This is a genomic window from Azospirillum largimobile (genome assembly GCF_977007025.2).
The window spans coordinates 560,651-577,227 of the sequence record NZ_CDRMUA020000002.1 but is presented as its reverse complement, the minus strand read 5'-3'; the positions used below and the strand labels follow the sequence as shown (position 1 = coordinate 577,227).

8 protein-coding genes are annotated in these 16,577 nt (G+C 67.1%); 4 read left to right on the top strand and 4 right to left on the bottom strand.

Annotated elements, in window-relative coordinates; all coding sequences use genetic code 11:
* Positions 1–68 precede the first annotated feature (68 nt).
* From ACWPKK_RS15950 to ACWPKK_RS15935, 4 genes are all read right to left on the bottom strand, one after another.
* Complete coding sequence (locus tag ACWPKK_RS15950; RefSeq protein WP_452005906.1) at positions 69–1,190, bottom strand: alginate O-acetyltransferase AlgX-related protein; 1,122 nt, start codon at positions 1,188–1,190, stop codon at positions 69–71.
* 26 nt (positions 1,191–1,216) lie between these two features.
* Positions 1,217–2,518 carry an MBOAT family O-acyltransferase gene (locus ACWPKK_RS15945; RefSeq protein ID WP_452005903.1) on the bottom strand — a complete coding sequence of 434 codons (1,302 nt, stop codon included), beginning with the start codon at positions 2,516–2,518 and terminating at the stop codon, positions 1,217–1,219.
* 439 nt (positions 2,519–2,957) lie between these two features.
* Entirely contained in the window at positions 2,958–4,328 is a 1,371-nt protein-coding gene (locus ACWPKK_RS15940; protein ID WP_324870985.1) for a sigma-54-dependent transcriptional regulator, read from the bottom strand.
* Positions 4,325–6,169, bottom strand: coding sequence for an ATP-binding protein (locus ACWPKK_RS15935; protein WP_452005898.1), 1,845 nt, complete (start codon positions 6,167–6,169; stop codon positions 4,325–4,327). The genes ACWPKK_RS15940 and ACWPKK_RS15935 overlap by 4 nt, the downstream gene beginning before the upstream one ends.
* A 271-nt stretch (positions 6,170–6,440) precedes the next feature.
* On the opposite strand from ACWPKK_RS15935, the gene ACWPKK_RS15930 reads away from it, so the two are divergent.
* From ACWPKK_RS15930 to ACWPKK_RS15915, 4 genes are all read left to right on the top strand, one after another.
* Entirely contained in the window at positions 6,441–7,757 is a 1,317-nt protein-coding gene (locus tag ACWPKK_RS15930) for a dicarboxylate/amino acid:cation symporter (RefSeq protein ID WP_310116851.1), read from the top strand.
* A 240-nt stretch (positions 7,758–7,997) separates the two neighbouring features.
* A complete protein-coding gene (locus ACWPKK_RS15925) occupies positions 7,998–10,310 on the top strand; it encodes an NADP-dependent malic enzyme (protein WP_452005895.1) in 2,313 nt (770 codons plus the stop codon).
* A gap of 179 nt (positions 10,311–10,489) precedes the next feature.
* Entirely contained in the window at positions 10,490–12,493 is a 2,004-nt protein-coding gene (locus tag ACWPKK_RS15920) for a tetratricopeptide repeat protein (protein WP_452005892.1), read from the top strand.
* The gene (locus ACWPKK_RS15915) at positions 12,490–16,506 is read left to right on the top strand and encodes a tetratricopeptide repeat protein (RefSeq protein WP_452005889.1); all 4,017 of its coding nucleotides are present in this window, start codon (positions 12,490–12,492) and stop codon (positions 16,504–16,506) included. The genes ACWPKK_RS15920 and ACWPKK_RS15915 overlap by 4 nt, the downstream gene beginning before the upstream one ends.
* The last annotated feature ends 71 nt before the right edge of the window (positions 16,507–16,577 follow it).

Genomic DNA, 16,577 nt, shown 5'->3' with positions numbered 1-16,577 from the left:
GGCTAGGGCAATAACCCTTCAAAATCAAGACCCATTTGTTTCGCAGTATCGACAGAAGATTACTTGGATCATTCCGCCGGGATGGGAGCGTTGAGGGACCGCTCGACGAACTGGTAGACGACCACATCCGGCTTGCGCTCCTCGATCAGCGGCTTGTCGAAGCGCAGCCCCTTGTGCTCGGTGACGACTGCCTCGCGGAAGGTTTCGGCAATGTAAGGGATCATGGAGATGGTGAAGGAGTCCCGGAACCACACCACGCTCGGCGCCGTCGGGCGGTCGGCGCGCAGAATGTTCTGGACGATGCCGTTCGGCATCGAGGCGTCGGCGCTGCGAAGCTTGGGCGGTCCGGCGAAGTCATAGCGGACCTCCTCTTCCTGGTAAACCGCCGCCAGTCCCAGCATGCGGGCGAGGTCGAGGTCTGCGCCCTGGCGCATGGCGAGGGTTCGCTTCATGTCGGCCGGGGTCAGCGGCGTGAAATCCGGACGGACCGTCTTGATCCACTCCATGATCCCCCGATATCCGATGGCGAAGGCGGCCTCGACCGTCCAGTGCGTGTCGGCCTGGTGGTAGACCTTCATGTCCTTCTTGGCGGCGACGAGGTCAGCGGTCATGTCCTTGAACACCAGCGGCGAGCGCCGCTCCGCCAGTCGCCGGATGATCTGGTCCATCCGGCTTTCCGGGTTCACCAGGGTGGCCCAGGCCGGCAGTTCCTCGCGGTAGACGCGCTCCTTGTTGGGGATGGCGACCATCAGCATGGGGATGCCGCGCTCCGCCAGCCAGGCCTGCCGCCGCTCCATCACGTCGATCCAGCGGTCCAATTCTTCCGGCGTGAAGCGGTCGATGCCGCGCGTCTGCTCGAGCGCATGTTCGCCCGTGTAGAAGAGCCAGCCGTCCCGGCCGAGCACGACCAGCGGCGAGGTGCTCTGGCCGAAAACCTTGACCCGGATCAGGTTGTTGGCGAGCACGAGATGGTTGCGGAAGCCGAAATGGTCCTTCAACCATGCCTCGAAGCGCTGCGGCAGGACGGAGAACTCCTCGACGGTATCGGGCAGGTCGGGCAGCGCGTTCGGCGCCCGCATCTCGGTCGCCGTCACGCCCGTTCCCACGGATACGATCTGGCCGATCATGGGCAGCAGGAGGAGCGCCAGAAAAAGTCCGATGCACAGCTTCTGCAAAAGCGTGCTGTGCACGATACCGAGAGTCACCGTTCGCATGGTCAGAACCGGAAGTAGATGAACGGGTTGTAGGTGCCGGCAGCGAGGCTCATGACGGCCAGCGCGAACATGCCGAGCAGACCGGCCAGGTACAGCGCCTCGCCCGTGCCGACCAGGATGCGCCCGCCGGCCGCGCTCCGCGCCGCGTCAAGCCCGGCCCGCACCAGCCGGCCGAGCACCGGTGTCGCCGCGACCACGCCGATGACCAGCGCGGTGGCGGTCTCCGGCGTCAGGAACTGGAGGATGTGCGGCGCCAGAGGGCTTGGCTGGCCGGCTCCGGCCATGGCCTTCAGGAAGGTCCAGGCATGCCCCAGCGTGTCGGCGCGGAAGAACACCCAGCCGATCATCACCACCAGCAGCGTGTAGGCGTGGCGGATCGCCGGCACCGACCGGTCGAGCAGCCGCGCGATACCCAGCCGCTCGAACACCAGGAAGGCCCCGTGCCACAGGCCCCAGACCACGAAGGTCCAGTTGGCGCCATGCCAGAGGCCGCACAGGAAGAAGACGACGAGCAGGTTCCGGTAGGTGACCAGCGGCCCGGCACGGTTGCCGCCCAATGGAATGTAGAGGTAGTCGCGGAACCACATCGACAGCGAGATGTGCCAGCGGCGCCAGAACTCGGTGATCGACTGTGCGATGTAGGGATAGTTGAAGTTCAGCGGGAAGTGGAAGCCGATCATCAACCCCAGCCCGATGGCCATGGTCGAGTAACCGCAGAAATCGAAGAAGATCTGCAACGTGTAGCAGAGGATGCCCAGCCAAGCGACCGGCAGGCTCAGCCCCGTCGGGTCGAGCGCGAAAATCTGGTCAGCCGCAACCGCCACCGTGTTGGCGATCAGCACCTTCTGCGCAAGGCCGATCACGAAGATCTGAATGCCCTCGGCGAACAGGCCCGCGTTGACCCTGCGGTTGTGGATCTCGTCCCGGATGTCGTGGAAGCGGATGATCGGCCCAGCCACGAGCTGAGGGAACATGGTGATGTAGACGGCGACGTAGATCAGGCTGCGCTCCACCGGAACCTGCCGGCGGTACACATCGATCAGGTATGACAGCGCATGGAAGGTGAAAAACGAGATGCCGAGCGGCAGATGTACCTGTGGCGGGCCCGACAGCAGGTTCGGGGCCATCACGGCCAGCATCTCGTAAAAGAAGCCCAGGTATTTGAAATAGACGAGGATGCCCAGGTTGACGACCACACCGGCACCCAGGGCGAGTTTGCGGCTCCGCCCCTCTCCCCCGGCGATCCATAGCCCGAAGGCATAATTGATGAGGATCGACAACAGCATGACGTAGGTATAGATCACCTCGCCATACGCATAGAAAATCAAGCTGAATAAAAGGAGGGTGGCGTGCTTAAACGGCAATGAGTAATAGCAAAAAAGAAATATCGGCAGAAAATAAAAAATGAACAAGATAGAGCTGAAAACCATATTTCACCCGAATTTCATATTCACTGCGCGCTCATGGTGCCGGACTTTCCAGATGAGAAGCGCGTCGGTCCTGAACGACACTGGGCATACCCCAAATCGGGGAGGTGTCTAGACCCGCTCGACCATGATGGTGGTGGGAAAATGCTCGCCCTTCATACGGTTGAAGCAGCGAAGCGGTCTGGGAAATACGTGGTCTTGCGCCATAGCCATAGCCGCGGAAATGTTGGTCAACGGCACGCAAATTGACGCAACATCATTCCTATAGCAAACCTCTTTTGTTACCCCTTATGGGGTATGAAATGTCGTACCGCCTTCAGTCCAGAAAATCGTCGCGGCTCAGCCCGTAACGCTTCAATTTGTCGTAGAAGGTCTTGCGCGGGATGTTCAGCGCCTCGATGGCGGCCTTCACGCTGCCGCGATGACGGGCGAGTTCGGACTGGATCAGGCCCTTCTCGAACAGATCCACCTGCTCGGCCAACGACAGAGTGGACGGTGCCGACACCGGCACAGCTGCCACGTCCTCCAGCCCCAGCACGAAGCGGTCTGCGGCGTTGCGCAGTTCGCGGACATTGCCCGGCCAGTCCTGGCTCATCAACCGCTGCATCTGCTCGCGAGAAGGCACGCGCGGTTCGCGGTTGTACCGTGTGGCGGCCTGGGCGACGAAATGCTGGAACAGCAGCGGAATGTCGTCCCGCCGTTCGCGCAGCGGCGGGATGGTCAGCACCACCACGTTCAGCCGGTAATAGAGGTCGGCACGGAACGTCCCGGCATCCGCCGCCTGCCGCAGGTCCGCCTTGGTGGCGGCGACCACCCGCAGGTCGACCGGCACCTGCTCGTTCGATCCCAGCGGCTCGACCACCCGTTCCTGAATCACCCGCAGCAGCTTCACCTGCAGCGACAGCGGCATGCTTTCGATTTCGTCCAGGAACAGGGTACCGCCGCTGGCATGCTCGATCCGGCCGACGCGCCGCTTGGCGGCGCCGGTGAAGGCGCCGGCCTCATGCCCGAACAACTCGCTCTCGAAGATCGATTCCGGCATGGCGCCGCAGTTCAGCGCGACGAAGGGATTCTTGCGACGTCCGCTCGCCTCGTGCAGCGCGCGGGCGACCATTTCCTTGCCGGTGCCGGTTTCGCCGAACACCAGGACGTCGGCGTCGGTATCGGCGACTGCGGATATGGTGGTGCGCAGCCGCTCGATGCCGGGGGTGCGGCCGACGATGGTCCCGGCGGGATCGGCACCGCCGGCGATCTGCGCCCGCAGCCGGCGGTTCTCCATCACCAGCCGGCGCTTCTCCACCGCGCGGCGGGCGATCTCGGTCAACCGGTCGGAGGGGAAGGGCTTTTCCAGAAAATCATAGGCGCCGTTGCGCATCGCCTCGACCGCCATCGGCACGTCGCCATGCCCGGTGATCAGGATGACCGGCAGGTCGGGATCGATCTCCTGCACCCGCGCCAGCAATGCCAGCCCATCCATCTGCGGCATCCGCACATCGGTGACGAGGCAGCCCGGCCAATCACGGCCGAGATGGCGCAGCGCCCGCTCCGCCCCGTCGCAGGCGGTCACCTCGAACCCCGCCAGTTCGAGCGCCTGCTGCCCGGCCACCCTCACCGCGCGCTCGTCGTCCACGAACAGGACGCTGCCGGCGTCATCATGGGCGGTGCTTTCGGAAAGGGACCGGGTCATGCAGGCTGCTCCGTGGTCTTGAGCCGCAAAGTGAAGACGGCGCCTTGGCCGGGCTTCCCGTTCCGGTTGGCGGCGGTCAGGCTGCCGCCGAAATCCTCGACGATGCCGTGGCTGATCGACAGGCCGAGCCCCAGCCCCTCGCCGGCCTCCTTGGTGGTGAAGAATGGGACGAACAGGCGGGGCAGGTCGGCCTCGGCGATGCCGCTGCCGGTATCGGCGATGCTCAGCAGCGCCTCCCCGTCCGCCGTGACCAGCCCGATGCGCAGGCGGCGCACGGGACAGCCTCGCATGGCGTCCGTCGCGTTGCCGATCAGGTTGACCAGCACCTGCTGAAGCCGCACGTCCTCGCCCACCACACGGACCGGCCGGTCGGGCAGGTCGACCTCGACCGTGATATCGTCCCGCCGCAGTTTGGATTCCAGCAGCGCCAGGGCTTGCCCGACGGCGGCATGGGCCGACACCGGCCCCAGCGTGCCGGAGGCGCGGCGTGCGAACCCCTTCAACTGGCGGGTGATGGCCGCCATGCGGTCGGTCAGCTCCGCGATCTCCGCCAGGTTGTCGCGCACCGCGTCCGTCCGCCCGCGCTCCAGCAGGACCACCGCATTGTCGGCGAAGCTGCGCATGGCGGCCAGAGGCTGATTGATCTCATGCGCGATGCCCGCCGACATCTGGCCCAATGCCGCCAGCTTCGCCGCCTGGGTCAGCTCGTTTTCCGCCGCGCGCAGATCGGCGGTGGCGGCGGCGACCCGACGTTCCAGCTCAGCCCGCGATTCCTCCTGCAGGGCGATGCGCTCGACCAGGGCGACGCGGCGGAGCGCCACGGCATAGGCGGTGAGTGCGGCCATCGCCACCACTGCCGCGGCGAGCAGACCCGCGACCCAGGCGCGGGCCGTCACCGGATCCAGGCTGGTCAGGCTGTGCAGGGTCCAATCGCCGCCGGGCATGGCCACCGACGACAGCAGATAGTGGCGAAGCCCGCCCTTTTCCTCCAGCGCGATGCGGTCGGACGCGCCGCCGAAGACCCAGGGCAGCACGTCCAGCCCCTCGCTGGCGCCCTGCGGGATGATCGGCAGGCTGATCGGCAGCCGGCGGGGCAGGGCGTGATAGCGCCAGGACGGCATGTTGGTGATGAAGACCACCCCGTCGCGGTCGGTCACCAGCAGCTTTTCCTGCCCCGGCGCCCAGGCCCGCTCCAGCCGGTCGAAGCCCAGTTTCAGCACCACCGCGCCCACTGTGCGGTTTTCCGCCACCACCCGGTTGGCGGTGTAGTAGCCCGGCACCAGCGAGGTTGTGCCCCGCGCGAAGTGGTGGCCCTCCCCCTGGTCGATCGCCATGCGGAAATAGGGCCGGTAGGAGAAATTCTCACCCACGAAGCTGGCGGCGTCGTTCCAGTTGCTGGCCGCCACCGTCGTGCCCTTGGCGTCCATCACATAGAGCGCCAGCGCGTCCAACGCCTGCGCGATGTCCTCCAGCTTGCGGTTCAGCCGGTCCATCGCCGCCGGCGACGGATAGGCCAGCAGGGCGCGGACCTCCGCATCCTGGGCCAGCGCCAGGGGAACGGCGGCATGCCGCTCCAACTCCGCCCGGAGATTGGCGTTGTAGAGTGTCAGCTGCGCCCGCGCACTGTCCCGCAAATCGTCCTGCGCCAGCGACGACGCCCAGCCGGCCGCCAGAGCCGCCGCCACCGGCACGCCCAGCAGCAGCGCCGCCATCAGCAGCCGGCGCGGTCGTTCCAGCGCCCGTGCCACCATCTGCACCGCGCGGGACGGCGGGGCGGGTGCCGGTGGAGCGGCTGAATGGGCGGTGGAATCTGTCGCCGGGTCGTTCGGATCGCTAAGCAACGGCGTCTTTCGTCTTGCTGCGCCGCAACAAAGATGCCGCAGCGCTGTGAAGTGTGCGGATTTTCGCACATCGGAATGGCCCGTGTCGTGCGGATTCTCGCCCTCCGTCTTTCGCCAAATGCTTGATGTTGCTGGATTCAGCAATTGGCCCACCGCTTGCTTTCACTGGCAATCAGTTGGGGGCCGCCCGCCCAGCCGGCGCCAAAGCCGGACGAAAGAACGGGCACCCCGCCAGGAACGCCGTTCTGAGGAACGCCACGAGGAGAGTAGCATGAGCGCAGAAGCGACCGCCGGCCGGCCGGGCACGGCGAAGAAGCCCTTCTACACCAACCTGACCTTCCAGGTTCTGACCGCCATCACCATCGGCATCCTGCTGGGCCATTTCTATCCGTCCATCGCGGTGCAGATGAAGCCGCTGGGCGACCTGTTCATCAAGATGGTCAAGATGGTGATCGGTCCGATCGTCTTCCTGACGGTCGTGACCGGCATCTCCTCGATCGGCAACCTGAAGAAGGTGGGCAAGGTCGGCGGCAAGGCGCTGCTGTATTTCGAGGTTGTGACCACCTTCGCGCTCGGCATCGGCCTGCTGGTCGTCAACCTCGTGCGTCCGGGCGCCGGCATGAACATCGTGCCCGGCCAGTTGCAGGCCGATTCGGTGCAGAAATACGCCACCACCGCCAAGGAACACGGCTTCATCGACTTCGTCGTCGGCATCGTGCCCGACAACGTCGTCGGCGCCTTCGTCCAGGGCGACATGCTGCAGATCCTGTTCTTCGCCGTGGTGTTCGGCGTCGCGCTGTCCGCCATGGGCCAGAAGGGCAAGGTGGTCGAGGACATCTTCGACAAGATCGGCCACGCCCTGTTCGGCGTGATCGGCATCCTGATGCGCGTCGCCCCGGTCGGTGCCTTCGGCGCCATGTCCTTCACCATCGGCAAGTACGGCATCTCCTCGCTGACCGCGCTGGGCCAGCTGATGGCGTCGGTCTACATCACGATGGCGATCTTCGTCTTCGTCGTGCTCGGCGGCATCGCCAAGGCCTACGGCTTCAGCATCTGGAACTTCATCCGCTACATCCGCCAGGAACTGCTGATCGTGCTCGGCACCTCCTCCTCGGAGTCCGTGCTGCCGCGCATGATGGAGAAGATGCAGAAGTTCGGCTGCTCCAAGCATGTCGTCGGCCTCGTCATCCCGACCGGCTACTCCTTCAACCTGGACGGCACCTCCATCTACCTGTCGATGGCCGCGATCTTCATCGCCCAGGCCTTCAACGTCGACCTGACGATCTGGCAGCAGCTCTACATCCTGGTCATCCTGATGCTGACCTCCAAGGGTGCGGCGGCGGTGACCGGCGGCGGCTTCGTGACGCTGGCCGCCACCCTGTCGGCCACCGGCGTGCTGCCGATCGAAGGTCTGGCCCTGCTGCTGGGCGTCGACCGCTTCATGTCGGAAGCCCGTGCCCTGACCAATCTGGTCGGCAACGGCGTCGCCACCGTCGTCGTCGCCAAGATGGAAGGCGAGTTCGACGAGACCAAGGCGGTCGCCGAGTACCAGCAGCACTTCAAGGAGCCGGCGCTGGCCCGGCTCTGACGATACGCAAAAGACACGCGTCACGCATGCGGTGCCGGATTTGGAAATTCCAAAGATGATCCATCCGGCCTGTCCGCGGATCCTGTAAGGTATGGGGGACGGTTCGATTTGGTTCGAATCGTCCCCTGTCCGTTTGCCGGGGATGGTTGGCGCATCAGCCCGAATGGGCTATAACCGCCGATCAGGTGAAGTGAACGCAAAGAATTAACTGAAATCTCGTTAACCGGAGGAAGAGACCCGATGTCCGGCGATTTTGAGGCGATGGCGCTTGAGTATCACCGCAACCCGCGGCCCGGTAAGCTGGCGATCGTCGCGACCAAGCCCATGGCCAACCAGCGCGATCTGGCGCTGGCTTATTCGCCGGGCGTGGCCCACGCCTGCACCGCCATTGCCGAGGACCAGTCGAAGGCGGCGGAGCTGACCTCGCGCGCCAATCTGGTCGCGGTGGTCACCAACGGCACCGCCGTGCTGGGCCTGGGCCACATCGGTCCCTATGCCGCCAAGCCGGTGATGGAAGGCAAGGCCGTCCTCTTCAAGAAGTTCGCGGGCATCGACTGCTTCGACATCGAGCTGAACGAGCTTGACGTCGATGCGCTGGTCGACACCATCGTCCGGCTGGAGCCGACCTTCGGCGCCATCAATCTGGAAGACATCGCCGCCCCCGCCTGTTTCGAGATCGAGCGCCGCTGCCGCGAGCGCATGAAGATCCCGGTGTTCCACGACGACCAGCACGGCACCGCCATCGTGGTTGGCGCCGCCGTGCTGAACGGTCTGGCGCTGGTCGGCAAGGACATCTCCAAGGTCAAGGTGGTCTCGACCGGCGGCGGCGCGGCCGGCATCGCCTGCCTCGATTTGATGCTGTCGCTGGGCGTGCGGCGAGAGAATGTCTGGCTGGTCGACCGCATCGGCGTGGTCCACAAGGGCCGCAACGAGGAGATGAACGAATACAAGGAAGCCTATGCGCAGGCGACCGACGCCCGCGTGCTGGCCGACGTCATCGACGGCGCCGACATCTTCCTCGGCCTGTCCGGTGCCAAGGTGCTGAAGCCGGACCTTTTGTCCCGCATGGCCGACAAGCCGCTGATCCTGGCGCTCGCCAACCCGGAGCCGGAGATCATGCCGGATCTGGCCCGCGAAGCCCGCCCGGATGCGATCATCGCCACCGGCCGCTCGGACTTCCCCAATCAGGTCAACAACGTCCTCTGCTTCCCCTTCATCTTCCGCGGTGCGCTGGACGTCGGCGCCACCACGGTGAACGAGGAGATGAAGATCGCGGCGACCCACGCCATGGCCAACCTCGCCCGCGCCGAACCGTCGGACGTGGTGGCGGCGGCCTATGTCGGTGAATCGCTGCGTTTCGGCCCGGACTACATCCTGCCAAAGCCCTTCGATCCGCGTCTGATCGTGGAGGTGTCGTCTGCCGTCGCCAAGGCCGCGATGGAGTCCGGCGTCGCCACCCGGCCGATCCCCGATTTCCGCGCCTATCGCGACCAGTTGAACCAGTACGTCATCCGCTCCGGCCTGTTCATGAAGCCGGTCATCACCAAGGCCAAGACCGCGCCCAAGCGCGTCGTCTACGCCGAGGGCGAGGACCCGCGCGTCATCCGCTGCGCACAGGTGGTGGTGGACGACGGCATCGCCCAGCCGGTTCTGATCGGCCGCCGCGAGGTGATCGAGCGCGTCATTTCCGAGATGGGCCTGCGCCTGAAGATCGGCCAGGATGTGGAGGTCATCGAGATCATCCGCGACCCGCGCTATCACAACTTCACCGAACATTACCGCAAGCTGATGGGCCGCCGCGGCGTGTCGCCCAGCCATGCCGCCAACGTGGTGCGGACCCAGCCGACCGTGTTCGGCGCCCTGATGGTCCGCCGTGGCGAGGCCGATGCGCTGGTCTGCGGCACCACCGGCCGCTTCAACGAGCATTGGGCGCATATCTGCGGCCTGATCGGTCTTCGCGAGGGCGTGAAGGTCGCCGCGACGATGAACGCGCTGATCTCGCAGAAGGGCGTCCACTTCATCACCGACACCTATGTCAACCCCGACCCGACCGCCGAGCAGGTGGCCGAGATCGCCCGGCTGGCGGCGGACGAGGTGAAGCGCTTCGGCATCGAGCCGAAGGTGGCGCTGCTGTCCCACTCCAACTTCGGCAGCGCCGACACGCCGTCGGCCCGCAAGATGCGCGCCGCGGTGGAACTGGCGTATGAGCAGATGCCGGATGTGGAGATCGACGGCGAGATGCACGCCGATGCAGCCCTCGCTCCCGCCATCCGCAAGGAGCTGCTGCCCGACAGCCGCCTGAAGGGCGAGGCGAACCTGCTGGTGATGCCGACGCTGGACGCCGCCAACATCGCCTTCAACATGATGAAGATCCTGGGTGAGGCGCAGAATGTCGGCCCGATTTTGCTGGGCGTCCAGCGGCCGGTTCACATCGTCACCCCGTCGGTCACCACCCGCGGTCTGGTCAACATGACCGCCGTGGCCGTGGTCGACGCCCAGCTTGCCGACCCGGTCAACGCCGCCCCGACCCCGCCGGTGGGCGTGGGGGCGTAAAACGGCCCTGAACACGGCTGCGTTTCAGGTGCCATCGCCTACTCCCTCTTCCGCAATCGGACCGATCTTCGGTCGGCCGAGAGCGGGGGAGGGTTGGGGTGGGGCACGGCTCTCCACCCCTTCCACCGCATTCAATTCGTGCTATCCCTTACCCGTAGCCAACAGGTACGGCACGGGGCATGAGCAACCAGCGCAAATCCGGCAACTCCGCTGCCGCCACCGCCGCGGCGCTGGTGGGCCAAGCCGTGCCGCTGCATCAGGCCGGCCGGCTGGCTGAGGCGGAAGCCCTTTACCGCCAAGCGCTGAGCTTCCAGCCACGTCATCCCGACGCGCTCCACCTGCTGGGCATGATCGCCTGCCAAACCGGCCGCCTCAAGGAGGCCGCCGACCTGATCGGACAGGCGGTGGCGGCCAAGCGTGACGTTCCCGATTACCATGCCAACCTCGCCTATGCCCTCCAGGCACTTGGCCGATCGGCGGAGGCGGAGCGGGCGGCCCGCAATGCACTGCGCTTGCGCAACCCATTCCCCGAAGCCGCCAACACGCTCGGCAATGCCCTGAACGCCCAGGGCAAGGCTGAAGAGGCGGCGACCGCCTACCGCGCGGCCCTGCGCGCCCGCCCCGATTATGCGGAGGCCGAGGGCAACCTCGGCGCCGTGCTGCGCAGCCTCGGCCGCTCGGCGGAGGCCGAACCGCTGCTGCGCCACGCACTGGCCGCCAACCCGGCGCTGACGGAGGCGCGCGCCGCTCTTAGCCTCGCTCTGCTCGACCTCGGCAGTGCGGACGAGGGTGAGGCGGCGCTGCGCGATGTCCTGGCCCGCCGGCCCGACCACGCTGCTGCGGCGCTGGCGCTGGCCGGCTCCCTGCAACGCCGTTGCGGGGATGCCGAGCCCGCCTACCGACGCTATCTGGCGTTGGAACCGGCGGATGCCGAAGCGTGGAACGCCTTCGGTCTCGCCCTGCAAAACGCCGACCGCATCGAGCAGGCGGCGGAGGCCTTCGCCCGCGCACTGCGGCTGGCGCCGGCGATGGCGGAGGCGATGACCAACCTCGGCACCATCCGCCGCTTGCAGGGTCGGGCCGGGGAGGCTGCCGATCTGCAACGACGTGCGCTGGACCAGCGCCCCGGCTATGCCGCCGCCCATACCAATCTGGCGCTCGCCCTTCAGGATCTGGGCAATGAGGCAGGAGCCGAACAGGAATTCACCCGCGCGCTCGACGCCGATCCGGAACAGGCGCTCGCCCGCTTCAACCGCGCCATCCTGCGCCTGCGCCGGGGACGGCTGACCGAGGGGTGGGAGGATTATGCGTCGCGCTTCGACTCCGGTCGGCTTGGCCCCAAGCGGCCGTTCGGCATCCCGGAATGGGAGGGGAACGACCTCGCCGGCCGCCGCCTTCTGCTGTGGGCGGAGCAGGGGCTGGGCGACGAGTTCATGTTCGGCGCCCTGCTGCCGCAGGCCATCGCCCGCTATCCCGACCTGATCGTCGAATGCGAACCGCGGCTGGTGTCGCTGTTCCAGCGCTCCTTCCCCGGTACGACTGTACGAGCCCCGACGCGCCGGCCCACCGATGTCGATTGCCATCTGCCCTTCGGTTCGCTGCCCCGGCTGATGTGGAGGGCGTCGCCCGTCCCGGCGCCTCCCGCCGGCTGGTTGAAGCCGGACCCGGAACGGGTGGCCGCATGGCGGCAGCGGCTGGATGCGCTCGGGCCCGGTCTGGCGGTCGGCATCGCCTGGACCAGCCAGCGCATCACCACCGAACGCCGCCAGTCCTATACCGAGTTGGAAGACTGGCTTCCTTTGCTGCGCCTTCCCGGCCTGCACCCGGTCAGTCTGCAATATGACGGACGCGAGGAGGAGATTGCGGCGGTCGAGGACCGGTACGGCCTGCGCATCCACCGCTGGTCCGATCTGGACCAGATCGGCGATCTGGAAAGCACCGCGGCGCTGATGGCCAACCTGGATCTGGCGGTCACCGTGGCGTCCTCCGCCGGAGAGATGGCAGCGGCACTCGGCGTGCCGGTCTGGCGGCTCGGCCGGCGGGACTGGACCAAACTGGGCACCGGGGTCCGCCCCTGGTTTCCGACCATGCGCTGTATCCATCCACAGGACAATACCGGCATCAGCGACGCCATTCCTCTGGCAGCACAGATGGTTGCCGGACTTTCTGCAGGTGGCCTGTGAGCGTCATCGACCGGTTCGCCGAAGCGCTTCGCCACCATCAGGCGGGCGCTCTTGCAGATGCCGAACCGTTGTATCGGCAGGTTCTCGATGCGGAACCGCATCACGCAGACGCCCTGCACCTACTGGGTGTCCTCTACCATCAGATTAATAAAAACGAACAAGCTATTGGTTTGATTGATAACGCCGTTGAACATGCGCCGCATGTCGCCGACTACCACGCCAATCGCGGCATCGTGTTGCAACGGCTGGGCAGGCTGGTCGAGGCGGAGGCTGCCCAGCGGCAGGCGTTGGAGCGGGACCCCGGCCATGTGGGCGCTCACTTCAATCTGGGACTGGTGCTGGCGGCACAGGACCGCTTGTCGGAGGCGGCTTCCCATTATGCGGAGGCTGCCCGCCTGTCACCCGGCTTGGCGGACGCACACTTGAACCTTGGCGCCGCTCTGCAAGGGCTCGGCCAAGCGGAAGAGGCGCTTGAGGCCCACGCGAAGGCGGCGGAACTGCTGCCCGGCGATCCACGCCCATGGACCAACCTTGCGGTCAGCCTGCGTCACCTCGGACGGATGACCGAAGCGGCCGACGCGCTGCGTATGGCCGCGACACTGGGCGGCGGCGGCAACGACCCCGCGACGTTGTCGGCATTGGCCGCTGCGCTCCACGCGGCCGGCCGGACGGAAGAGGCGGCCGAGCGCTACGCCGACACATTGCGGATCGACCCGAAGAACTCGTTCTGCCTCAATGGCTTGGGACTTTGTCTTAAAGCGCTTGGTCAGCTGGATGATGCCGCCGTCTGCTTCGATGCGGCGACCGCCATCGAGCCCGACCATGCGGAGGCACTGGACAATCTCGGCAGCATCCGCAACGCCCAAGGCCGTTATGCCGAGGCCGAGGCACTGCACCGGCAGGCGATCGGCCACCGCCCCGATATCGCTGGAGCGTGGAACAATCTGGGCAATGCTCGCCACGCCGCCGGCCGCACCGCGGAGGCATGGCGGGCATGGCATACGGCACTGGCACTCGATCCCGCCCTGGCCGAAACCCACACCAACCTTGGCAACGCCCTGCGCAACGCCGAGCGCTTCGCCGAGGCCGAACGGTCACAGCGCCACGCCATCCTCCTCGCCCCGCTGGAGGCGCCGGCCCGCAACAACCTGGGCCATCTGCGCCAAGGCCGGCACGACCATGCCGGAGCGGCAGGCTGCTATCGCAGCGCCCTGGCGCTGGAACCCGCCTATGGCGAAGCGTGGAGCAATCTGGGGCTGGCGCGCCAGCGGCTCGGCGATGCCAGCGCTGCAGAACGCTGCTATGACCGCGCCTTGTGTCTGCGCCCGGATCTGTCGCTGTCCCACTTCAACAAAGGCCTGCTGCGGTTGGAGGCCGGCGACCTCGACCGTGGCTGGCCCGGCTATGCCTGGCGCTTCGGGTCGGGGCAGGTCGGGCAGGGACGCCAGCCTCGTGCACAGCCATGGCGCGGCGAGGGTCTAACCGGCCGGCGCCTGATGATCTGGGGGGAGCAGGGGGTGGGAGACACCATCCTGTTCTCCGCCCTCTGTGCTGAATTGGCCGGCCGCGCCGTCTCCACCATCCTGGAGGTCGATCGTCGGCTGGTGCCGCTGTTCGCCCGCTCCTTTCCGACCCTCAGGGTCAGGGCGGAGGCATTGGACAGGCAGGGGCGGGAGGCGATGGCGATCCCGGATTACGATCGCCATGTGCCGATGGGCTCGCTGCCGCGGGTCCTGCGCCGTCGGCTGGCCGATTTCCCGCCGCGCCCGTCCTGGCTGGTCCCCGACGCCACCCTGGTCGAGCGATGGCGCCGACGGCTGGAGGTACTCGGCCCCGGCCTGCGGGTGGGCATCGGCTGGCGCAGCCAGATGATGACGGCGGAGCGCAGCACCGCCTATCTGCCGCTCGATGCCTGGGCGCCGCTGTTCGCGCTGCCCGGCATCCAATGGGTGGTGCTGCAGTATGGCGATGTGGAGGAGGAGATCCGACAGGCCGAGCAGCGTTTCGGCATTCGCCTGCACCGCTGGGACGACCTGGACCGCAAGGACGATTTCGACGGCGTGGCTGCACTGATCGTCGGGCTGGACCTCGTCATCTCGCCGGCGATGTCGGTTGGCGAACTAGCAGGCGCGCTCGGCGCGCCGATTTGGCGCTTCGGCGGTCGGGACTGGACACAGCTGGGGGCGGGGGTGCGTCCCTGGTATCCATTGATGCGCCTGTTCCAGCCCCGGCCCGGCGAACCGCTGTCGGCGACGCTGGACGACATGGCCCATTGCCTGACAAGGCTCGCTTCCAAAGCGGTTCCTCCTTCACGAAGTGGTTCAACTCCTTCCAGCAAAGCGTTGTCGGAGCGAGCTGTCTCTTTGCATCGACAGGGTCGATTGGCCGAGGCAGCCGCCCTCCACCGCAAGGCCGTTGCCGCCGATCCGCTGAACCCGCCGGGCTGGACCAACGGCGGTCTCACCCTGCTCGGATCGGGGCGAGGCGAAGCCGCCATCCTCTGGCATCGGCGGGCGCTGGTCCTCAACCCGGCTTTCACCGAAGCGATGGGCAATCTCGGCGTCGCCCTGCAGGCTGGTGGCCTACCGGTGGAGGCGGCGGCCCTGCACCGCCGCGCCGTCCGGCTGCGTCCTCAGACCGCCGAGAACTGGGGGAACCTCGCCGCCGCCCTGCTCGCCGGCAGACGCTATAATGAGGCCGAGGTCGCCTCTGCCCATGCGGCGGCGCTGTCGCCGGCCCTCGCCGGGGTGCTCACCACGGCCGCCGCCGCACTGAAGGGACTGGGACGCTTCGAAGAAGCGGCCCGTCACAGCCGCAGGGCACTGCGCATCCTTCCGGTTTCGGCCAAGGGCTGGTCGAACCTGGGCATGGCCCTGGCCGGGCTCGGAGGGTGGAGCGAGGCAATGCACGCCTACCGTCGCGCCGTGGCTCTCGCCCCCGCTCTGCCGGACATTCTGCTCAACCACGGCCATACGGCGCTGATGCGGGGGGAGCGCAGGCTCGCCCGCGCTTGCGCCGAGCGGACCCTGAGGCTCGCGCCCGACCGGGGGGAGGCGCGCATGAACCGCGCCCTGCTGCGGCTGGCCGAAGGCGACATCGCCGGCGGATGGGAGGATTATGCCCACCGTTTTGCCGCTGGCGACGCGGCACCCCGCCGCTTCTGCATTCCCGAATGGCGGGGCGAGGATTTGACGGGCCGCAGCATCCTGGTGTGGGGCGAGCAGGGGCTGGGCGACGAGATCCTGTTCGGAACCGCGCTGCCCGATCTGCTCCGCCAGGCCAAGCGGGTGATCGTCGAGTGCGACCGGCGCCTGACCGGCCTGTTCGCCCGCGCGCTGCCGGAGGCCGAGGTGCGGGCGCCGACGCCGGATCATCGGATCGGCCTGCGGGACGCCGATGTCCATGCGCCGATGGGCACGATCGCCGCCCGGCTGCGGCCCGGCCTGCGACATTTCCCGGCGACCTCCCCCTTCCTGACGCCGGACGACACATCGGCCGCAATCTGGCGTGCGCGGCTGGCGGCCCTGGGGCCCGGCCTGCGGGTGGGCATCTGCTGGCGCAGCAGCCGCATGACGGCGGACCGTGCAGGCGCCTACAGCCGCGTCGCCCAGTGGGGACCGCTCCTCACCGTGCCCGGCATCACCTTCGTCAGCCTTCAGTACGACGAGCATGCGGCGGAGCGGGCCGACGCCCTGCGCCACTTCGGCACGACCCTGCACCACTGGCCCGACCTCGACCAGCGCAACGACCTGGACGGGGTGGCGGCGCTGATGGCCGGCCTCGACCTCGTCGTCACCGCGCCCACCTCCGTCGGGGAACTCGCCGCCGCGCTGGGCGTTCCCGTCTGGCGGATCGGCATGGCGGCCGGCGACTGGTCGTCCCTTGGAACGGCGGTCCGGCCGTGGTTTCCATCCATGGCGCTGGCCATGGCGTCGGCCGGCCATGATGCCGCCCTATCGACGGTGGCACAGCGCCTTCGCCGTCTGGCTGACGCCGCTGGCACCGCGACCTGACCATCCGAGCGGAAGCGTCAGCGCGATTCCGCATTGCGATTCCCGTTCGCGCCCATTATCGACTATGCCCG